The organism is Neobacillus sp. B24, assembly GCF_055381825.1.
Map to the genome: position 1 here is coordinate 3968112 of NZ_AP035777.1, position 21671 is coordinate 3989782.

23 protein-coding genes are annotated in these 21671 nt (G+C 40.8%); 2 read left to right on the forward strand and 21 right to left on the reverse strand.

Features of this window, described 5'->3' with window-relative positions:
* Positions 1-23: 23 nt before the first annotated feature.
* Complete coding sequence (gene yqiS, locus ACZ43M_RS19680) at positions 24-929, reverse strand: phosphate butyryltransferase (protein ID WP_464504208.1); 906 nt, start codon at positions 927-929, stop codon at positions 24-26.
* A gap of 132 nt (positions 930-1061) precedes the next feature.
* Positions 1062-2789: a sigma-54 interaction domain-containing protein gene (locus ACZ43M_RS19685; RefSeq protein WP_464508072.1), complete on the reverse strand. Its 1728-nt coding sequence runs from the start codon at positions 2787-2789 to the stop codon at positions 1062-1064.
* Positions 2790-2965: 176 nt separating this feature from the next.
* Between ACZ43M_RS19685 and ACZ43M_RS19690 the strand changes: the two genes are divergently transcribed.
* Positions 2966-3199, forward strand: a complete 234-nt coding sequence (locus ACZ43M_RS19690; RefSeq protein ID WP_464504209.1) for a DUF2627 domain-containing protein — start codon at positions 2966-2968, stop codon at positions 3197-3199.
* Positions 3200-3234: 35 nt separating this feature from the next.
* On the opposite strand, the gene ACZ43M_RS19695 is transcribed toward ACZ43M_RS19690, so the two are convergent.
* Positions 3235-3963, reverse strand: a complete 729-nt coding sequence (locus ACZ43M_RS19695) for a glycerophosphodiester phosphodiesterase (RefSeq protein WP_464504210.1) — start codon at positions 3961-3963, stop codon at positions 3235-3237.
* A gap of 38 nt (positions 3964-4001) precedes the next feature.
* Here ACZ43M_RS19695 and ACZ43M_RS19700 point away from each other — a divergent pair, with 38 nt between their 5' ends.
* Positions 4002-4139, forward strand: coding sequence for a YycC family protein (locus ACZ43M_RS19700; protein ID WP_464504211.1), 138 nt, complete (start codon positions 4002-4004; stop codon positions 4137-4139).
* A 39-nt stretch (positions 4140-4178) separates the two neighbouring features.
* Here ACZ43M_RS19700 and spo0A read toward each other — a convergent pair whose 3' ends face one another.
* From spo0A to spoIIIAE, 18 genes are all read right to left on the reverse strand, one after another.
* On the reverse strand, positions 4179-4973 hold the full coding sequence (gene spo0A, locus ACZ43M_RS19705) for a sporulation transcription factor Spo0A (RefSeq protein WP_464504212.1): 795 nt from the start codon (positions 4971-4973) through the stop codon (positions 4179-4181).
* Between the two features lie 278 nt (positions 4974-5251).
* Positions 5252-6538, reverse strand: a complete 1287-nt coding sequence (spoIVB, locus tag ACZ43M_RS19710) for a SpoIVB peptidase (protein ID WP_464504213.1) — start codon at positions 6536-6538, stop codon at positions 5252-5254.
* 119 nt (positions 6539-6657) lie between these two features.
* A complete protein-coding gene (recN, locus tag ACZ43M_RS19715; protein ID WP_464504214.1) occupies positions 6658-8346 on the reverse strand; it encodes a DNA repair protein RecN in 1689 nt (562 codons plus the stop codon).
* 16 nt (positions 8347-8362) lie between these two features.
* The gene (ahrC, locus tag ACZ43M_RS19720) at positions 8363-8812 is read right to left on the reverse strand and encodes a transcriptional regulator AhrC/ArgR (RefSeq protein WP_464504215.1); all 450 of its coding nucleotides are present in this window, start codon (positions 8810-8812) and stop codon (positions 8363-8365) included.
* A 131-nt stretch (positions 8813-8943) separates the two neighbouring features.
* A complete protein-coding gene (locus tag ACZ43M_RS19725) occupies positions 8944-9774 on the reverse strand; it encodes a TlyA family RNA methyltransferase (RefSeq protein ID WP_464504216.1) in 831 nt (276 codons plus the stop codon).
* A 3-nt stretch (positions 9775-9777) separates the two neighbouring features.
* Positions 9778-11673: a 1-deoxy-D-xylulose-5-phosphate synthase gene (gene dxs, locus ACZ43M_RS19730; protein WP_464504217.1), complete on the reverse strand. Its 1896-nt coding sequence runs from the start codon at positions 11671-11673 to the stop codon at positions 9778-9780.
* Between the two features lie 187 nt (positions 11674-11860).
* Positions 11861-12754: a polyprenyl synthetase family protein gene (locus ACZ43M_RS19735; RefSeq protein ID WP_464504218.1), complete on the reverse strand. Its 894-nt coding sequence runs from the start codon at positions 12752-12754 to the stop codon at positions 11861-11863.
* Positions 12755-12756: 2 nt separating this feature from the next.
* Complete coding sequence (locus ACZ43M_RS19740; RefSeq protein ID WP_464504219.1) at positions 12757-12990, reverse strand: exodeoxyribonuclease VII small subunit; 234 nt, start codon at positions 12988-12990, stop codon at positions 12757-12759.
* Positions 12980-14338, reverse strand: a complete 1359-nt coding sequence (gene xseA / locus ACZ43M_RS19745; protein WP_464504220.1) for an exodeoxyribonuclease VII large subunit — start codon at positions 14336-14338, stop codon at positions 12980-12982. The genes ACZ43M_RS19740 and xseA overlap by 11 nt, the downstream gene beginning before the upstream one ends.
* A gap of 132 nt (positions 14339-14470) precedes the next feature.
* Positions 14471-15325: a bifunctional methylenetetrahydrofolate dehydrogenase/methenyltetrahydrofolate cyclohydrolase FolD gene (gene folD, locus ACZ43M_RS19750; protein WP_464504221.1), complete on the reverse strand. Its 855-nt coding sequence runs from the start codon at positions 15323-15325 to the stop codon at positions 14471-14473.
* Between the two features lie 35 nt (positions 15326-15360).
* Positions 15361-15759: a transcription antitermination factor NusB gene (gene nusB, locus ACZ43M_RS19755; RefSeq protein ID WP_464504222.1), complete on the reverse strand. Its 399-nt coding sequence runs from the start codon at positions 15757-15759 to the stop codon at positions 15361-15363.
* 157 nt (positions 15760-15916) lie between these two features.
* Positions 15917-16324: an Asp23/Gls24 family envelope stress response protein gene (locus tag ACZ43M_RS19760; protein ID WP_464504223.1), complete on the reverse strand. Its 408-nt coding sequence runs from the start codon at positions 16322-16324 to the stop codon at positions 15917-15919.
* 66 nt (positions 16325-16390) lie between these two features.
* Positions 16391-17746 (reverse strand): acetyl-CoA carboxylase biotin carboxylase subunit, encoded by a 1356-nt coding sequence (accC, locus tag ACZ43M_RS19765; RefSeq protein ID WP_464504224.1) that lies wholly within the window; start codon positions 17744-17746, stop codon positions 16391-16393.
* Between the two features lie 13 nt (positions 17747-17759).
* Positions 17760-18278 (reverse strand): acetyl-CoA carboxylase biotin carboxyl carrier protein, encoded by a 519-nt coding sequence (gene accB / locus ACZ43M_RS19770; RefSeq protein ID WP_464504225.1) that lies wholly within the window; start codon positions 18276-18278, stop codon positions 17760-17762.
* Between the two features lie 340 nt (positions 18279-18618).
* Positions 18619-19164 (reverse strand): SpoIIIAH-like family protein, encoded by a 546-nt coding sequence (locus ACZ43M_RS19775; RefSeq protein ID WP_464504226.1) that lies wholly within the window; start codon positions 19162-19164, stop codon positions 18619-18621.
* A gap of 16 nt (positions 19165-19180) precedes the next feature.
* Entirely contained in the window at positions 19181-19831 is a 651-nt protein-coding gene (spoIIIAG, locus tag ACZ43M_RS19780) for a stage III sporulation protein AG (RefSeq protein ID WP_464504227.1), read from the reverse strand.
* On the reverse strand, positions 19824-20453 hold the full coding sequence (gene spoIIIAF / locus ACZ43M_RS19785; protein ID WP_464504228.1) for a stage III sporulation protein AF: 630 nt from the start codon (positions 20451-20453) through the stop codon (positions 19824-19826). Before spoIIIAF ends, spoIIIAG begins: the two co-directional genes overlap by 8 nt.
* A gap of 16 nt (positions 20454-20469) precedes the next feature.
* Positions 20470-21669: a stage III sporulation protein AE gene (gene spoIIIAE / locus ACZ43M_RS19790; RefSeq protein WP_464504229.1), complete on the reverse strand. Its 1200-nt coding sequence runs from the start codon at positions 21667-21669 to the stop codon at positions 20470-20472.
* Between the last annotated feature and the right edge of the window lie 2 nt (positions 21670-21671).

The window sequence follows — 21671 nt, forward strand, 5'->3', positions numbered from 1 at the left end:
TCCTCCTCAATTTTTGAAGCAATCTATTTTTGCACACAACACAATGCCAATGCTAATGAATAAAGCTTGCTTTCGGCGGAATCAGCTCTTGATGTTAATACAATTGGTGCTTTAGCTCCGGCAATGACTGCGCCGACTTTCGCACGAGCAAAATAAATTAATGATTTATATAATACATTTCCTACTTCAATTGCAGGTACCAACAAAATGTCAGCCGTTCCAGCCACATCACTGTGAATCCCTTTGTGTTCAGCAGCTAGACTGGAGACCGCATTATCGAGGGCAAGGGGCCCATCAATGATGCAGCCCGATATTTGCCCGCGCTTATTCATCATGGTTAAAGCCGCGGCATCGAGTGTAGCCTGCATCGCTGGATTAACTACTTCTACAGCAGCTATCGGTGCTACTTTTGGATTCTTGATGCCAATGGCCTTTGCAATTGATACAGCATTTTTTGTAATTTGGACCTTTTGTTCCAGATCTGGTGCAATATTCATCGCTGCATCCGTGACGATCATTAATCGGTCATATCCCGGAACTTCAAAGACAGCCGTATGGGATAGAACATTCCCTGTCCGTAACCCGTATTCTTTATTCAGCACTGCTTTTAAAATAATATTGGTTGGAAGATTGCCCTTCATTACGACATCTGCTTCCTTGTTAAAAACAGCCTTTACGGCTTCCTCAGCAGCCGCACCATGTGAATCTGCCTGAATAATTTTTACATGATTGCTGTTTTGACCATCATACTTCTTCTGATTTAGAATGGTATTGATTTTTTCCTTATCACCAATTAACAAGAAATCAGCAAGGTTACGTTCTAAGGCATCTAGTACAGCTTCGATTACTTCATCATCTTCGGCCGCAGCAACTGCAACTGTTTTTCTGTTTGTTTGGGAAGATACGTCAATCAGTGATTCTAGCAACAAGTTGTTATCAACCCTTTCATGAATTACTGCAACTCCATTTATTTAATATGCAAGAACCGTGCCAAAATAAATTTCTATGAAAACGCTTTATTTTTATTGAACTCATCTGCAAATTTCTTCACACCATGAAGTTTATTGCATGCTATTGTTTTCAAGTTTGTATTTTTCTAGCTTATAATATAAATTTCTTACCGACAAACCCAAAGTCTTTGCTGTCAGTGTCTTATTTCCATTTAACCTGTTTAAGGTTTGCCCTATGATACCCGCTTCATATTCCTCCATCATTTCCGTTAGGGTGCGGCCTGATATAACGGTATCACTGCCTCTTGCAGTCAATGCATTAGTTTCTGTGTTTCGATTTTTTAATTCAGGCAAGTGGCGAACATCGATAAAGGTTTCATTATATTTCATAAAAATAATTGCTCTTCCAAGAATATTTTCCAGTTCTCTTACATTACCTGGCCAATCGTATACCATTAATTGGGCCATCGCAGCATTTGTAATTCCTTCGACATTCCTTCCATAATCACGATTTATTTTTAAAATCAGCCTTTCACATAATGCCGGAATTTCTTCTTTCCTTTTTCTTAACGGAGGTATATGTATTGGCATCCGATTTAAACGGTAATATAAGTCTTCCCTAAACGTTCCTGTGGCAATACCCTTTTCCAAATTGACATTGGTAGCCGCAATAATTCGCACATTGATAGCAATAGGTTTGGTCCCGCCAACGCGGAGTACTTCATTTTCCTGAAGCACACGAAGTAATTTTGCCTGTGTATTGGCTGGAAGCTCACCGATTTCATCGAGAAAAATACTTCCATTATTCGACTCCTCGAAAAGACCTATTTTCCCACCCCTTAGCGCTCCCGAAAAGGCTCCTGCTTCATACCCAAAAAGCTCACTTTCCAGCAATGATTCAGAGATTGCAGCACAATTTACGCGAATAAATTTGTTATATTTTCTGTCGCTTGCATTATGGATGGCATGGGCAAATAATTCTTTCCCCGTCCCCGATTCTCCACGAAGCAAGACAGTTGCTGGTGTTTTCGCCCCCAATTTGGCCTGTTCAATCGCCAACGTCATTTCATCCGATTTCCCAATAATGTCTTCAAATGTGTACTTGGCTTCCAATTTTCGAATTAATTGCCGGGCTTGGTTCAATTCCCTGCTGAGCGACTTCATTTCGGACATGTCATGAATAACCCCGACACTGCCCTTTAATTTGCCGCTGACAATAATGGGAGCCACATTTACGACAACCTCCCGTTTATTAGGGCCGACTCTCATAGGCACTCCCCGCACTGCTCTTCTGGTTTGCAGCACTTTCATATGCATGCTTTCACCTTCGGAAATATCCGTTGTGGCAGGCTGGCCAATAACGTCCTCCTTCGACAGACCGGTAAGCCTTGTATAGGCAGGATTAATCAGAATCCCGAGACCATACTCATCAACAACAGAAATCGCATCATCACTTGAATTGATGATTGCTTGCAGCATTGTCTGAATTTCCCTTAAATTAGTTGACTTTTGTATTAGCTCTTCTTTTTCTTCCATTAATTTCGAGACAAGAAATGCCACACTGCCTGGAATTAAAATTGTTTTCTTGTTTTTCTTGTTTCTTATTTCCTGAAATACAGTTTCGTTACCGGTAACATCGATAATAATATCGATTTGATCGGATAAAAAAGGGGTCCAATCTGTTCCGGTTTTAATTCCTTCACGTTTAGCCATTAAGACTCCAGGGGCATCCTCATTACGGTCAATTACGACGGAGACATTCATTACTTCTGATTCCTTCAAAATCTTTAATATTGCAGTACCGCCCTTGCCTGCACCTACTATCATGATATTTTGCATGTTTTTTCCCATTTTTTCACCTTGAGTATAAGAAGAATTTTTCAGGATTCCCAAATATTATGCAATATTTTTCACTATCTATTTTATCTTTACGCTCCCTTCTTGACAAATTTTATCTATGTACTATTATTTTTTTGAAGGCTTAATTTCCTTATTATTTTGCGGAAGGATTTTCTATGAAACGGATTATTGCACTTATTATCTTAGTTATTCCAGGTTTTTTGGCTGGATGGGGAATTAAATTGATGCGGGATATGACCTTTGGGATATTGAATAAACCGTTCCCTTGGTATTGGCTTCAATTCCTTGTCGGATTGGTCCTATTTATAGGGGGACTCGCCTTTGTAGCCGGGTTTATATTTTACCGGGATCGGAAAAGAAACAAAGTTCAAGCGAGGTTTAAAAAATAACATACTATTTGCTTAAAAAAAGAGGCCATATTAAGTTATGGTCTCTTTTCATATTTCTTTCTTATTTTTGATGCTCTAACCGGATCATCAGTTATAAATGCTGTACAATTAATGTTAAACAGCCGGTGCATATCTGCTTCACGGTTCACCGTATAAGGACGGACAGCAATTCCATTTTCCATTGTTGCCGTTATAATATGATCTGGAATCGTAGAATGCTTTGGATGAATTCCCTTTGCACGAATGGATTGTGAATAAACCCAAGGCATATAAATGCTCTCTAGAAATAATGGGGCCGTTTCGATTTCCGGAGCCATCCGATAGCTGTTAACAATGCTATAATGATTAAACGAAGAAATGATGATCCGGTCACCTAAGCCATATTTGTGAACAAGGGTGATAACCTTCTCTTCCATTCCTTCATATGGAAAAATGCCATTTTTCAATTCAATATTGCAGGCTAATTTCGTAGTTTTCAGCCATTCCAACACTTCCACTAACGAAGGGATTGGTTCTTTTTTTACACTTTTTTTATTGGCATTGAAAGCTCTTATTTCCTTATACGTATGGTCTTTTACAAAGCCGGTTCCCGTCGTTGTGCGTTCCAATTTTTCATCATGAATAACGACAATTTCACCATCTCTTGTTAATTGAACATCCAGTTCTAACCCATCAGCACCTGCTTTTTCCGCAGCCAAAAAAGCACTCATCGTATTTTCGGCATATGCGGCGGAATAGCCTCGATGGGCAAAAATTTGTGTCATGTTGTCACATCCTAATCTATAAAATGGGGGTACTCACCTTGAAACCATTACAAATTTCGCCTGAAACAGCCATCATGCTTTCGGAAAAATTAAAGGTTCCACTAGAACAAATTATGCACATGCCACAACATATTCTAATTCAAAAACTCATGGAACTCGAAAAAGATAAAAAGTAAGTAAAAAAGCCTCAAAAAGAGGCTTTTTTACTGGTCCTTTCAAGAAGCTTTATGCTCCAAGCGAAGTTTATCGGCAACCATCGCGATAAACTCGGAATTAGTAGGCTTGGCTTTTGACATGCTGACAGTATAACCAAATAATGATGAGATGGAATCAATGTTACCACGGCTCCATGCTACTTCGATGGCATGGCGGATGGCTCTTTCCACACGACTTGCGGTAGTGTTATATTTTTTTGCGATATCCGGATATAGAACTTTCGTAATCGAACCCAACAATTCAATGTCATTAAAAACCATTGAGATTGCTTCACGCAAATATAAATATCCTTTGATATGGGCTGGAACCCCAATTTCGTGAATAATGCTGGTGATGCTGGCATCAAGATTTTTCGGTTTTGCTTCTGACTGAGAACGATACGATGATACTGGAGCCTTACGGGTAGCAAATGATGACCTGCTGCCGCTGACCTGGCGAATATGACTGCCCAAATTCTCCATATCGAATGGCTTTAGAATGAAATAGGATGCCCCTAATTCGACGGCCTTTTTCGTTACATCTTCCTGCCCAAAAGCAGTCAGCATAATTACATTGGGAATGACGCCCTTTTTCAGTTCACGGAGTCTCTCAAGGACTGCCAGTCCGTCCAAATGAGGCATGATAATATCAAGCACAAGGACATCGGGGTCGACAGAGCTTAACATTTCCAGGCATTCTTGGCCATTGTGGGCAACTCCGGCCACTTCCATGTCATCCTGGGACGAGATATAATCCTCTAATAAACCTACAAGTTCTCTATTGTCATCTACGACACACACTTTAATCTTTTTCAACTCCGGTTCCTCCTCAACTCAAATCAAATTTATCTATTTTCAGTTTTTTAAACATTTTTCTTCTAATTCTATTCTAAATTAGAAATTCGACAATGCAATAAGAATTCCTCTCTTTTTTTTAATATTTCTTAAATTAGTGAAAAAATCTTATCTTTTCTCTGTTTTTCTTTCATATTCGACGAAAACCGCCATTTTTCCAATTTATTACTGGATTTTGTCGAAAAATATTGAATAAAAAAAGAAGCAAAATAGGTTTATTGTCCTATTTTGCTTCCTGTTTAACTTGCTTTATGCTTTGGCATTTCATATATATTAATTCCAGCTTCATTTAGCATCCATTCAATATGAACTCCATATCCTGAGGTTGGATCGTTCACGAACACATGGGTGACGGCTCCGATAAGCTTTCCATTTTGGATAATCGGACTGCCGCTCATTCCTTGAACAATTCCCCCAGTCTTTTCTAGAAGCTTAGGATCGGTTACCTTTATAACCATTCCTTTTGTTGCTGGAAACTTTTGCGGAATCGTACTGACAATTTCTACATTAAATTCTTCAACTTTATCGTTATTTACAACAGTCAAAATTTTGGCAGGCCCCTCTTTTACCTGATGAGACAAGGCAATTGGGAGCGGTTTATCCAATACACCATTTTTTAAATCCTTATTTAATTCACCAAATATCCCAAAGGGACTATTCTTTTTAATATTACCAACCACTTCACGGTCTGACGAGAAGCGGGCCAATTTTTCACCAGGATCGCCATTACTCCCCTTTTCAATGGAGGTGACGGTCGACCTAACAATTTGTCCATCTTCCACGACAATTGGCTGCTTTGTGTCCATATCGGAAATTACATGGCCAAGGGCACCGTATTTTTTCGATTGCGGGTGAATAAATGTCATTGTCCCAATTCCTGCGGCGGAATCTCTGATATATAACCCTAGTTTATAGGTGTTTTCGCCTTTATCCTTTAACGGAGTAAGTTTCGTCCTAAATTTGCCGGATTCCCGGCTAATTAGCATATCTAATGCTTTTTCTTCTTGTCCTGCTGCTTGAACGTAAGGGGCGACATCAGTCATTTTTTCAATTTTATTTCCATTAATTTCAGTAATAATATCTCCGACCTTAATTCCTGCAATTTCACCCGGAGATTTTTTTCCATCTGCTGTATTCACTTGATGGTGACCAACCACCAGTACACCTACAGTATTTAATTTTACACCGATTGATTGACCTCCTGGAATAACCCGAAAATCCCTTAATACATTGACATCGACCTTTTTAATTGGAATTCCGGCAAATTCTAAAACCATTTCATCTTTGCCGTGCTCCGTGGCTTGGAACGAAACCGAATGAGTTTCCTGTTCAAGAGTATTTGCTTTGTGAGAAACTAAAGAGGCTGTAACCGGTGCAGCCTTTTTAAAGGTATAATCCTGCCCTTCAAATACGGTAATACTTTTGGGGATGCTTAAAAACTCACGCATTGGCTGAAAAAAAATTAGGCTTATTAATGAAACAAGGAGAATTCCACCAATAGTTTTTCTTAATGTTTCTAATTTCAAACTTTTCACTCTCCTCGCTTCTTCTGCAGTTGAAAATGGCTACATATATAATTTTGCCTCCTTGACAATCATTTATAACTTTGTTCTATATAAAAAAGCTACCCAAGATGGATAGCATTTCAATTTTTTTTATTTTTTACAGCTATTTGCAGTAATTCCTGTGCATGCTGCTTAGTTAAATCGGTTATTTCGGCCCCAGAAATCATTCGGCCAACCTCTTTAATCTTTTCTTGTTCATTTAATGGCTTAACAGAAGTAGTGGTTCTGCCACCTTTTACAACCTTGGAAATAAATAAATGGGTGTCTGCCATTGCGGCCACTTGCGGCAAATGAGAAATACATAAAACTTGTGAATCAACGGCCACCTTGTAAATTTTTTCAGCGATTGCCTGTGCTACCCTTCCGCTTACTCCGGTATCCACTTCATCAAAAATAATCGAAGTAACGCCCTGGTGCTTTGAAAAAATACTCTTCAGACCAAGCATAATACGTGACAATTCACCGCCAGATGCAACCTTTGATAACGGTTTTAACGGCTCCCCTGGATTAGTTGAAATATAAAATTCAGCATGATCCACACCTGTTCTGGAAAAATGATCTGCTTCTATTTCAAAGCGGATCTCAAAGATTGTTTTTTCCATGTACAGCTCTTTTAACTCTTTATGAATTAATCCAGTCAGTTTTTTTGCCCACTTTTGCCGAAGTTCAGTTAAATACTTAGCCTCTAGGCTTAAGTCCTTCTTTACAGAAGCCAATTCTTTTTGCAGTTCGTCAATCCTTGTTTCCTTATTCTGTAGTGTTTCAATTTCTTCTTCAATCTTGGCTGCATATTCAAGAATTTCTTGAATGGTTTTTCCATATTTTCGTTTCAACTGATTAATTTCATTTAAACGGTCTTCAATTTCATGCAGCCGTTCCGGATCATACTCCAACCCTTCAAGCTCATTTCTTAATGACCGTGCTGCATCCTCCAACTGATAGAAGCTGCTTGAAACAGTTTCGAATAATTCTTTATATGCTGGGTCTATGGCGGCAACATCTTCAAGATGTCCCATTGCCAGACCAATCCAGTCCAGTCCCTTTTGATCACCATTTAAGGCGTTATGGCTTAACTGGAAGGCCTCATATAATTTTTCAAAATTACCTAGCTTCCGTTTTTCTTCCAATAGTTCTTCATCTTCATTAAGCTTTAAATCAGCTGTTTGGATTTCATTTAATTGGAATGTGATTAAATCCAGGCGATGGGCCATTTGCTGGTCATTTTCACTTAAGGCCTTAAGTCTCTGCCGTGTTTGCTCAAAGCGACGAAAAACCTCCTGGTATTCTTCGATGGCAGGGGAGATTTCCTCCGCGCCATATTGGTCAAGCAGCGGCAAATGCCTAGTTTCGTCCATCAATTCTTGATGCTCATGCTGACCATGAATGTCAACAAGGGCAGCGCCTATTTCCCGTAAGGTCGATATCGTAACAAGCTTGCCGTTAATCCGGCAAATGCTTTTACCACTTTTGGAAATATCACGACGCAAAATAATCGTCCCTTCTTCCATATCAATTCCAAAATCCAAAGCCTTTTTGTATACGGGATGTTCCACTTCATCAATTTGAAAAAGCCCTTCCAGTTCTGCTTTTTCTTCACCATGACGAACAAATTCCGCCGACCCCCTGGCACCCGTCAGCAAATGAACGGCGTCAATAATAATTGACTTTCCCGCACCTGTTTCCCCGGTTAAAACAGTTAAACCTTTATTAAACGAGATAGACAGTTTTTCAATAATTGCAAAGTTTTTAATGGATAATTCCGCTAACAAAGAACACTCCCCCAAATTAAAGCATATCAAGGAATCTTTTTGTGATGGTATCTGTATCTTCCAAGGTACGGCAAATAATCAAAATCGTATCGTCGCCGCAAATCGTTCCCACTATTTCTTCCCAATCAAGATTATCAATTAATGCACCAATTGCCATGGCATTTCCCGGTAAAGTTTTCATAACGAGCAAATTCCCTGCCGAGTCAATCCGGATGAAGGCATCGACTAATGCTCTTTTTAATTTTTGTAACGGGTTAAATCGTTGGTCTGCTGGCAGACTGTACTTGTAACGTCCATCGCTCAATGGGACTTTTACAAGATGCAGTTCTTTAATATCCCGGGAAACGGTTGCTTGGGTAACATTATAACCGGCACTTTTTAATTCATCGACTAATTCATCTTGTGTTTCGATATCGTTACTGGCAATGATTTCTCTTATTTTGATATGTCGTTGACCCTTATTCATGGTTCCACTCCTGTGCATTATGTACTATGTATCTATACTCATATGTTAGCCGATTTTTGGGGACTTGTACATTTTTATTTCTATAAATATACATTGATATGCAAAAGGGATAGACCTTGGCGGCCTACCCTTTATTCTTGTTTAGTATGAAATTCTTTATGTGCTTCAGTGACGACATCAACCGGTTTTACAGAAAGCTGGTTGACCCCCGTATCCCGCTCACCCTCCCATACAAGGTGGAGAAGGAATTCGATATTTCCGTCGCCACCGGTAATTGGCGAATAAGATAAATTGGCAATGGTATACCCTTGCCCAATGCAAAAATTGATGATTTTTTCAATTACCTGAAGATGGACCTTTTGATCACGGACAATTCCTTTTTTGCCCACCTGTTCCCTGCCAGCCTCAAACTGCGGTTTAATTAAGGCAATAATGTCACTTCCTGGAACAAGCAGGGTTTTTAAAACTGGCAATATCAAGGTTAATGAAATAAACGAAACATCGATAGTACCAAAATTCGGCATTTCACCGGCTAAGTCCTTAGTGGTAACGTAGCGGAAATTTGTCCGCTCCATTACGACAACCCGCTCATCCTGACGCAGCTTCCAAGCAAGCTGATTATAACCGACATCGAGGGCATAGGACATTTTTGCACCATTTTGCAAAGCGCAGTCAGTAAAGCCTCCCGTCGAAGCGCCAATATCCAACATTACTTTATCAGCCACACTGACATCGAACACCTTTAAAGCTTTCTCAAGCTTTAGGCCGCCACGACTGACATATGGAAGGACATTTCCTTTTACGGTTAATGGAATATCACTTTTAACCTTTTCCCCCGGTTTATCCAAGCGCTCTTCATTGGAATATACAATTCCAGCCATCACTGCACGTTTCGCTTTTTCCCTTGTCTCAAACAGACCTCGCTCTACAAGCAAAACATCTAAACGTTCTTTTGTTTTCATGGATTAAGCCCTTTGCTGTTTTTTCCGTGCTAAAATCGAAATTCGTTTGACCACTTCGTCCGTTGTTAAGCCAATCTCTTCCAATAGAGAATTAACATCACCGTGCTCGATAAATTGATCTGGAATCCCCATTCGATCAATATGAGCATGGTAATATCCCTGCGACTGGGCAGATTCGAGAACAGCACTGCCAAAGCCGCCTTGTAAAATGGCTTCCTCTATAGTTAGAAGCGGAATGTTTTCTGCGAACAGATCTGCCAGCATTTTTTCATCCATTGGTTTGATAAAACGGGCATTTACAACCCTAACAGAGATACCTTGCTTATCAAGTTTCATTGCTGCTTCCATCGCCATCGGTATTGTCGTTCCAAAAGTTAAAATCGCAGCATCATCACCAGCTTTTAAAACTTCCCAAGTCCCAATTGGAATGCTTTTTAACTTTTCGTCCATTGGAACGCCGACTCCATTACCGCGTGGGAATCTCATAGCGATCGGACCATCATCATAATTCAAGGCCGTATAGACTAAATGCTGACCTTCATTTTCATCCTTTGGCATCATCAGGACGATATTTGGTACATGTCTCAGAAAGGCAATGTCAAATACACCTTGATGTGTTTCACCGTCAGCACCAACTAAACCAGCACGGTCAATTCCGATAAACACATTCAGATTTTGCCGGCATATATCATGGACTACTTGATCATAAGCACGCTGCAGGAAAGTGGAATAAATCGCCAAAAACGGCTTCATATTTTGCGTTGCCAGACCGGCTGCTACTGTAGCTGCATGCTGTTCGGCAATCCCGACATCAAACATTCTATCGGGAAATTCACTCGCAAACCCTTCAAGTTTTGAACCTACCGGCATTGCGGGGGTAATCGCCACAATCCGTTCATCTTCACGGGCGATACGGCGAACAGTCTCACTAACGAGACTGCTCCAGGCAGGAGGCTGCTTCGTATTCGGTTTGACAAAATCTCCTGTGTCCATTTTGTATGGTCCCGTTCCATGCCAAGTTCCCTTCTTATCCAACTCGGCCGGTTGGAACCCTTTACCCTTTTTGGTAATGACATGGATAAGCACAGGGCCCTCTGTCTTTTTTGCATAGCTGAAGATCTCAAATAAATCATCAAAATTATGGCCGTCAATCGGGCCCAAATAGGTAAAGCCCAATTCTTCGAAGAACATGCCGGAAACCAATAAATATTTCAGGCTGTCCTTGATTCTTTCAGCAGTAGCGGCCAGCACTCCGCCGACGGCAGGAACTTTCTTTAAGAGCATTTCCAGCTCGTCTTTTACCCAATTATATTTTCCGGCGGTCCGCAATTGTCCCAGAATATTGTGCAATGCTCCAACGTTAGGAGCTATTGACATTTCATTATCGTTCAGGATTACAATCATGTCTTTTTTCTCATGTCCGATATGATTCAGTGCTTCTAGTGCCATTCCCCCGGTTAAAGCGCCGTCTCCGATGACAGGAACGACAAAGTGCTTCTCCTTTTTTATATCTCTGGCAATCGCCATTCCCATAGCAGCTGAAAGAGATGTCGAGCTGTGGCCGGTTTCCCATACATCATGCTCGCTTTCTATCCGTTTAGGGAACCCACAAAGCCCCTTAAATTGTCTTAATGAATCGAAATCACATGCCCTGCCCGTTAAAATTTTATGGACATAGGATTGGTGGCCAACATCCCAAAGAATTTTATCCCGCGGGCTGTCAAAGCATTTATGTAAAGCAATTGTCAGTTCGACGACACCAAGATTTGGCCCGATATGACCACCGGTAACAGACAGCTTTTCAATCAAAAATTGGCGTATTTCCTGACTTAAAGACTCCAATTCTTTGTTGGACATGCTCTTTAAAAAGGCCGGGTCTTTTATGCTTAATAGATCCATTTACGGACCACTCACTTTCATACATTTTCTTCGTCCCAAGCAGTAAACCTATATCATATGTTTGATTTAAAGTTCTTGAGCATTTAAAAAATAGCCGCTAACACAACTGTGATAACGGCATTGTCAACGGTTTCTACATTGAAACCAATTATAACACAGTTAATTCGCTGCCTCAAATACTCGGGATTTAATGATCCCGTGACGCTATTAATTCCGTTAGCTCAATTAGAAGGTTAGTCTTTAATCCGGTTTTCTGCAAATTTTCCTTTGCTGCGATTATTTGCTTGTTTAAAGCGAATTTTGCTCCTTCTAATGTCAAAAGCTTTGGATAGGTGCTTTTTTGATTGGCCGTATCACTGCCCACCGGTTTTCCGATCAATTGTTGGCTTCCGGTTACATCTAGAATATCGTCTTGAATTTGAAAGGCAAGTCCAAGATGGTGAGCAAATGCAGAGAGGTGTTCCATTTGGCGAATGTCTGCCCCGGCAATGATTGCCCCGGCCAAAACACTGAAGCCTAATAGCTTTCCCGTTTTATGAATATGAATATATTCCAGCTCTTCAAGGGTTAACGACCTGTCCTCCCCTTCCATATCTGCAACCTGACCGCCAACCATCCCTTCTGCGCCGGCAGCTTTGGCCATTTCTATCATTAGATTTAATCTGGTTTGCGCGGAAATTGATTCATCTGGAAGCTTCCCCATCACTTCAAAGCTGAAGGTTAATAAGGCATCCCCCGCCAACGTGGCGACGGCGTCCCCGAATACCTTGTGATTAGTCGGCTTTCCTCTCCTTAAATCATCGTTATCCATGCTTGGCAAATCATCATGGATAAGTGAGTAGGTATGAATCATCTCAATAGCACAAGCAGCATACAGGCCTTTTTGGGGGTCCTCCCCAAAAGCGTCTAAGGTCGCAAATAACAAAAGCGGACGTATTCTTTTTCCTCCTGCCTCAAGCGAATAAATCATTGATTCCTTAAGGTTGGAGGGAGCAATAAGTTTTTCAGCCAATGTTCTAAGCTCGTTTTCCAAAAGCAATTTATATTCTTGTGTAAATGAAGCCAATTGCCTAGTTTCCAAGATTACTCCTCCTCTGTAATAGAAAAGTTCTCCGTCCGCCCATCCTCCGTAATAATTTTTGTAATTTGTTCTTCGACACTTTTCAATTTATCATGGCAAAGTTTTGAAAGTTCCATGCCTTCTTTATAATAAGTAATTGCTTCTTCCAATGGGACATCCCCCACCTCTAGCTTGTCAACAATTTCCTCAAGTTTGGCCATTGCTTCTTCAAACGAGATTTTCTGCTCATTTGCCATGTTTTTCGCTCTCCTTTATATTCTCCACTTTACAGAAAAGACTGCCATCTGTCAGTTGAATTTGAACTTGTTGTGACACCTTTACTTGATCGATACTCTTAATTAACCGATTGTTTTCCGTATAAGCCAGGCTATAGCCACGCTCCATAATTTTTAACGGACTTAATGCCTGCATGGTGGAAATGACACGCTCAAAATCTGTTTGTTTCTTAGCTAAAACTTGCTTTATAGCTCGGTCCATATCTTTCTGTGACCGCTCAAACTGCTTCTTCGCATCATTCAGTGCCTCGCTAGGGTGATTACGGCGAAGCCGCCTGTAAAGCTGCTCATGCTGTTCTGTTTTCTTCGAGAACATCCGAGCCGTTCCACGAACCAGCATTTCAGTCAGCTTATCCACCTGCTCGAGCTTTTGTTCATATAGCCTTTCTGGATACCGAAAAGCATACGACTTTTCCACGCGGGCAAGGCGTTGTTTCTCAAAGCGAAATTTTTCGTGCATCGCCCTTACCAGCCTGGTTTGCCGTTGCAGGACCCTGTCCATCAGTTCATCGATATGCGGTACGGCGAGTTCTGCGGCACCGGTTGGTGTTGGGGCCCGTAGATCAGCAACAAAATCAGCGATGGTAAAATCCGTCTCATGCCCGACTGCAGAAATAATGGGGATACTTGACGCAAAAATTGTCCGAGCTACCAACTCTTCATTGAAGGCCCAAAGCTCCTCAATTGAGCCACCGCCACGGCCAACAATCAATACATCTATTTCGTTCATGGTATTGGCCTTATTAATTGCATTGGCAATTGAAGGTGCGGCATTTTCTCCTTGAACCAAAGCGGGAAACACAAGGATTGTGGCAATCGGATAACGTCTTTTGATTGTTGTAATGATATCCCTAATTGCCGCACCCGTAGGAGATGTAATCACTCCTACTGTTTTCGGAAAAGGCGGGAGCCCTTTTTTTACTTCAGGTGCAAATAATCCTTCTGCTCCCAGCTTTTGTTTTAATTGTTCAAAAGCGAGAAACAGTTCACCAATGCCATCCGGCTGCATTTCTTTAATATAGATTTGGTATTGACCGCTTGATTCGTAGACGGCGATATCCCCTTTAACAATCACCTTCATCCCATTTTCCGGAACAAATTTCATTGTTCGAGAATGACTGGAGAACATAACCGAGAGTATTCGTGCCTTTTCGTCCTTTAAGGTGAAGTACATATGGCCGCTCGAATGCTGTTTAAAGTTTGAGATTTCTCCCCGTACATGAATATCACGCAAATGGGGGTCAGCATCAAATTTTCGTTTTATGTATTTTGTTAAAGCATGCACAGATAAATATCTTTGCTCCTGCATATCGTTGGTAACTCCTTTTTTAGAACCACTAATAAAAACTGTCCTTATCCATTATATATTTAGCCCTTCCCAATGTCAGCAACTTCACAAGAAAGGAACTAAATATAATCAGATAAGGACATAATCTACGTATTAGCGATTCAAGCTTTCGGCTGCAGATTTTAAAGTATTGTACATGAGCATGGTGATGGTCATGGGACCTACACCTTTAGGAACAGGAGTAATGTAACCGCATTTTTGAGCCACTTCGTCAAATGCCACATCACCGCAAAGCTTTCCAGCCTCATTACGATTAATTCCGACATCAATAACAACTGCGCCTTCTTTAACGTGTTCAGCCTTAATGAAATTTGGTATTCCAACTGCAGCAATGAGGATATCAGCTTGTCTTGTAATCTGCTTTAAATCTTTTGTCCTTGAGTGACAATAGGTTACTGTTGCATGTTGATTTAACAGTAGCTGTCCTACCGGTTTCCCAACAATATTGCTTCTGCCGACGACGACAGCATGCTTGCCGGCTACAGATATCCCCGTTTCTTCCAGCAGCACCATAATCCCGTATGGTGTACATGGCAGGAAGGAATTTTGGCCGGTCATCATCCTGCCTATATTAATCGGATGAAACCCATCTACATCCTTCAATGGTGAAATGGTTTCAATCACCTGTGTTTCATCAATATGTTTCGGTAGCGGAAGCTGAACCAGAATCCCATGAATAGCCGGGTCTTCATTTAGTTCGTTAATTTTGGCAAGTAACTCTTCCTCCAAAACTTCTTTAGGCATTTCAATTAACAGCGAATGCATTCCCAGGTCCCTGCAGGTCTTTTCTTTATTCGTCACGTATGTACGTGAGGCATGATTGTCCCCAACGAGAATAACAGCCAACCCAGGCGTGATGCCTTGACTTTTCAATTTTTCAACCTCATGGGCAATTTCAAGCTTTTTTTTCGCGGCGATGTCTTTTCCATTAATAATTTCTGCGGTCATTTTCTTCTCTCCCCTAATCAGGTAGACCCAATCAATTAGTCTTGAATAAGCGTTTGTTTCACCTTAGAAAGTACAGCATTGATAAATTTGCTTGATTGGTCATCTCCGTATATTTTTGCAATTTCTATTGCTTCATCCAGGATTACATTTTCCGGAATCTCCGGTTGTTGGTACCTCAATTCATAAACAGCCATTCTTAAAATGTTGCGATCGACAGTTGCTAACCGGTCTATGGACCATTTTTCCAGATTCACACTTATCAACTTGTTAATTTCCTCGCTATGCTCAATTACTCCAAGAACGAGCGTTGAGAGGTAGTCGTCACCTGCATTGCCTTCCAATACATGTTCAATGGCATCTTCTGGTTCGGTCTTACTGATATCAATTTGAAAAAGAGCCTGTAATGCCTTTTCCCTTGCAGTTCTTCTTTTCATTATACATTTAACTCCTTTAGAGAAATTAACTCATTTATGTCTATTTTTCATAAAAAATATAGTAATAAACCATATCCATAAAATAATAGCATAAGTAACCATGATTCGCACACATGGGAAGGAAAAAGAAAAACCAAAGGAAAGGTCCTTTGGCTTTTTACACTTCTTCTTCAATTACTGGTTCTTGCTTTTGATTTTCGAATTGAACGCCGACAATATGAATATTAACCTCTTCTGCTTCCAAAGCAGTCATATTCAATAAGGCTTGGCGAATATTTTCTTGAATCTTGCCAGCAACCGCAGGAATTGAAATGCCGAATTTCATTAAACAATAAACATCAATTTTGATTCCGGTTTCGGTTAACTCTACTTTAACACCTTTGCCATGGTTTTTTTTGCCAAGCCTTTCTACTACACCCGCAGCGAAGTTTCCACGCATGCCGGAAACCCCTTCAACCTCGGATGCTGCAATTCCGGCAATTACTTCAATTACTTCAGGAGCAATTTCGACTTTCCCCAGGCTGTTAGTTCCCTGTTCCATTTCCAAAATGTTAAATTCACTCATCAAGAACACCTCCAGTTTTTGTCTAGCTCCAGCGGCCGCTGACCAGGGCGCTTTCGCTTTTCGTATTTAAACTGACTTCATTACATCGTGTAATTCCAAGAATTTCGTATTGAAATTGCCCTCTACGAATACTTCATGGTCCAGCAGCTTTAAATGAAAAGGTATTGTTGTATGAATTCCCTCAACAACAAATTCACTTAAGGCGCGTTTCATGCGGGCAATTGCCTCATCCCTAGTACTTCCATAGGTGATAACCTTGGCAATCATTGAATCATAATAAGGTGGAATCGTATAGCCAGGGTAGGCAGCTGAATCGACGCGGACCCCGAGTCCTCCTGGCGGCAGGTACATCTTAATTTTTCCTGCTGAAGGAAGAAAATTCTTTTCAGGATTTTCAGCATTGATCCGGCACTCGATTGCCCAGCCATTAAACGTAACATCGGCTTGTGACAACGTTAATTTTTCTCCATTTGCTACACGAATTTGTTCCTTAATGAGGTCAACCCCGGTAACTAATTCCGTAACAGGATGCTCCACCTGAATTCTTGTATTCATTTCCATGAAATAAAATTTACGATTACGATAGTCATATATAAATTCTACCGTTCCTGCACCTGAATAATCAACTGCTTTTGCAGCTTTTACGGCAGCTTCCCCCATTTCAGCACGAATTTCGCCGTCTAAAGCGGGTGAAGGTGTTTCCTCTAACAATTTCTGAAGGCGGCGCTGGATGGAACAATCCCGCTCACCCAAATGAATTGTATTTCCATGTTTATCAGCAAGGATTTGAATTTCAACATGGCGAAAATCCTCGATATATTTTTCAATATAGACGCCGGGATTTCCGAAGGCAGTTAAGGCCTCCTGCTGAGTTATATTAATACCCTTAATCAATTCCTGCTCATTTTTGGCGACACGGATCCCTTTACCCCCGCCGCCAGCCGTTGCTTTTATAATAACTGGAAATTCAATTTTTTCTACAAGCTGGAGTGCTTCATCAATATCATTGATAATTCCGGTTGAACCAGGGACAATTGGGACACCTGCTTCTCGCATTGTCTCCCTGGCAATGTCCTTTGTTCCCATTTTGGTAATCGCTTCGGGGCTAGGCCCGACAAAGGTAATATTGCACTCCCGGCATAGCTCGGCAAAATCGGCATTCTCCGCCAAAAATCCATAACCGGGGTGAATTGCGTCACAGCCGGTCAATTTGGCGACACTAATAATATTTGTCACATTCAAATAGCTGTCTTTGGATGAAGTCGGACCAATACAGTAAGCTTCATCTGCCAGTTGGACATGCAGGGCTTCTCGGTCTGCCTCTGAAAAGACAGCAACAGATTCGATTCCCATTTCCCGACAGGCACGAATAATTCGGACAGCTATTTCCCCTCTATTTGCAATTAACAGTTTTTTTATCATTCTGTTACGCTCCTTATTCAGGCTTTACTAAAAATAAAGGCTGTCCGTATTCAACTAACTGTCCGTTTTTCGCAAGGATCTCAACAATTTCACCATTTACTTCTGCTTCAATTTCATTAAATAACTTCATTGCTTCTACGATACAGACGATGGAATCCTTTGATACCTTTGATCCAGCTTTTACATATACATCGGCATCCGGACTTGGGCTGGCATAAAAGGTTCCAACCATCGGAGACGTGATCTTATGTAGGTTTGCTGTGTCTTGTTCAACTGCTGTTTCTACCTTTGGTGCCTCTTGTAATGTTTCTTGGACGGCAGCAATAGGTGCAGTTTGCGATGCAGGCACTGTCACAGCAGGTGCTGGAGCTGCTTGAACAACAGGCTGTAGTGCCGGTTGTACAGCGCTAACAGTTACTCCACCATTTTTCTTCATTTTAATTTTTGAACCTTCATTTTCATATTCAAATTCATCAATGCTTGACTGGTCTACTAATTTAATTAATTCTCGGATTTCTTGTACCTTTAACATAGTAGGTAACACCCCTTGGATTACTTTTTTTAAGACTAGATACTAATACTATAACTTAATATCTTGTAAAAGTTCAATAATCTAGTTTGAACCATGAACTCTTTTTCAACCCGCTCCTCTACTTTTATCTTAATATTTTTCAAATAAAATGTGAATTCTGGACTGAGTAATACGAGTCAAAAGGAGAAAGGCGGTGTGAGCAGAGCTTGGCTATTTTTATTTTTTATCCTTAGAAGTATATTCTCAACTGAACATATCTAAACTTATGCACTTTTGCGTTGCTCCGCCCCTTTACCTAAATAAAAATAAGGAAAGCATTTTTTGCTTCCCTTTCCCATCATTATTTAGCTGGTTGGAATGTAACAGCTACGAAGTTGCTATCGCTGATTTCCTTTTTGACTTCAAGAATAATTTTGTTTGCTTCGGCCTTTGTATGCTTCTTCGTTGATTTAACGGTTACGCTTACCTTTTCACCATCAGCCCTGACAAGCGCATCCTCATAGCCCATTGCTTTAATCATCGTTTCAAGATACTCTTCCTTTTGGGCGATATCACTTAACCGTTCAATTTCATCCTTCGCTTTCATCCGCTCATCTACCGGAAGGCTGGTTGTTGCCATTGTTCCAGTCAATTCTTCCTTTTGCTTACTCCTCGCTTCATCAAGCTTCATTCTTAGTTCTTCAAAAGCAACATCACCAGCAACAGTTGAAACTACTGTCTTGCCATCTTTTGCTTCTGTTTTCGTCTTAGCTTGTTTTTGACCTTTCTGTTCCACAGCAGTAAGGTCATTTGCTTTTTGTTCCGGTGAAGTAATGTAATAGACCGATAAAACGACCACTAAACTTAACATTGTTAATAACCAAACTGTTTGTTTTTTCAAAAGCATTCAAAAGTTCCCCCTTTTATTTTTTAGGTAAGACTGCAACCCGATGGCTTGGTACACCCAATGCCTTTGTCACTGCCTCAACAATCCATTTTTTCACTTGAATATTATCAGCACCCTTTGCTACGACCAGAACACCACGAATATCGGGCTTCTTGGTTTCAACAATGATTGGTACTTCCTTCTCACCATTTCTAATAATTACGATCTGTTCATCTTCGGTGCTTTCTTGTACTTTCCGCTGTCCGCCTTCGCGGTCCCCTTCTTCAGTAGTTTGGGATTTTACGCTGCTATTTTTCTCAAACACCTTTTTGTCTGTTGAATCAATATTGACAAAAACTGTCACATCTTTTGCGCCAAGCAATTCCTCAAGGGCTTCTTTCAGCCGATTCTCATATTTCTCTTCATATTCGGCAATCGTCTTATTTCCGGAGCTTTTGCTCATGCCGAAAGTTTCGACATCTTCGGTATCTGTCGTCTTACTGCTAGATGCCGGAACGACTGATGAGTCTCCGTTTGGTTTAAAGAGAATATTGCCTGCCAGCATAAAGGCTGCACCAATACAAAGCACGAGCACCATATACTGAATTTTCCCAGGCTTTTTTTCAGCGTTATCGCCCAATTTGAGCCACTTTTTCAACCATATTAGTGGTCCTGGTTTTTTATCCATTACTGTTCTTGATCCCCCCTTCGATCGAAACCTCAACTTTCCCTTGGGTTACATTCCATTTTTTCGATAAAAATGCGGCAACTGTTTCTGCTTCCTCTGTTGATTTGTTAGATGGAAGAGGTGTTTCCGTATTAATGATGACCGGTTTAATTGCTTCGACTGTCGTATTGCCATTGTCCGGCTGCTTCAAAAGAACAATTACCTTTTGGAGGTTTTCAGGGTTTGTCAGGTCTGTTTCTTTGTTTGTTTCAAAATCAATACTCGCAATCTCCAATCCATACTGCTCCATCAATTCCCCCTCTGCATCCTTTTTTAGCTGGACAGCCATTTCTTCTAAAATATATGCATGCTGGGAGGCTTGTATTTCTTTTTTCTTTAAATCTATTAAATTTTTCATATTTTTCTCTTCAGGTGCTTTAAAATTAGGGATTGAAGCAATCGCCGATTCAAAGTCCTTCGAGATAATTTTAAATATCGGGGTAAGAATAATCGCTATTAACAATAGCCCCATCACCATTTTTGTATATTTTTGCATGCTGGAATTTGGCAGAAGCATATCAATGACAACAGCTAATAGAACGAAGAGAATTATATTCGTGACCCATTGTGTTAAAAACTCCATTTTTTAGCCGCACCTCCTATCGCATCATCATCGTCAAATTTCCTGCCGCCACGATGACCGTAATACTTAAAAAGAACATGAGCGAGACAATTCCCAGTGCGGCAAATACATAAATGACACTTTTGCTGATAATGTCCAGACAGGTAATGATCGGACCGCCGCCGAGAGGCTGCAAGATTGCTGCTGCAAACTTATAGATAAATGAAATCATTAATATCTTCAGTGCCGGAAATGCGACGATGATCAGCAGAATGGCAACACCGGCAATCCCAACCGTATTTTTTAACAGAACGGAAGCACTAACCACTGTATCCGTGGCATCGGTAAACATACGCCCAATGACGGGAATAAAGTTACCAGTAATAAATTTGGCGGTTCGTATCGTTATCCCATCAGTAACCGCTGCCGAAGCGCCCTGGACAGAAATAACCCCGAGGAAAACGGTAAGGAATAACCCCATCAACCCTATGCTCCAATTTCTTAGCAGGGCTGCCAATTGAGTAACTTTATATTGGTCCGACATCGTGCTGACAACACTAAGCAAAGTGGCTAAAAACAAGAGTGGCAGAATGATATATTGCATGAACATCCCGCTCATATTCATTAAAAACAAAATAACCGGATGGAAAAAGGCTGCCGATACAAGCCCTCCGGACGCGGCAATTAGCGCCAACAAGAGCGGAATCAGGGCCAGCACAAAGGAGATCATAGTACCAATTGCTTCGTTCGTGTAAGTGATGGCGATATGAAAGCTATTGAGTGCAAGGATTACCAGCACCATGTATACAATCGCATAAGCCACTTTGCTGATATTGCTTTTTTCAAATGCATTTTGCATCGTTTGCAAAAACATGCTGAAAATCGCGAGCATGATGAGCGAACCAAGCAATTTTCCATTTGCCACGAATTCATGGAAGATAAATTTTAGAAAGCCCATCCCCCATTGCTTGAACGAGAATTGTTTATCGCCCTTAATGAAGTCATAAAGGCTTCCTTTTTGGCTTTCTGGAAGAAACCCTCCATACTTATCGGTGATATCCTCCCAAAATTTGACTAGTTCGGATATATCAAGGTTTTCGAGCTGAGCATCCACTAGGTCCTGTGCAGTAGCCTGAGTTGAAGGCGGAGTGGATTCTTCTGCAGCTTGGACTATTGGCGCATGGAAAAATAACAATACAAGAATCAAAATCGGAATAAGCTGCAGCCTCTGCTTCATAT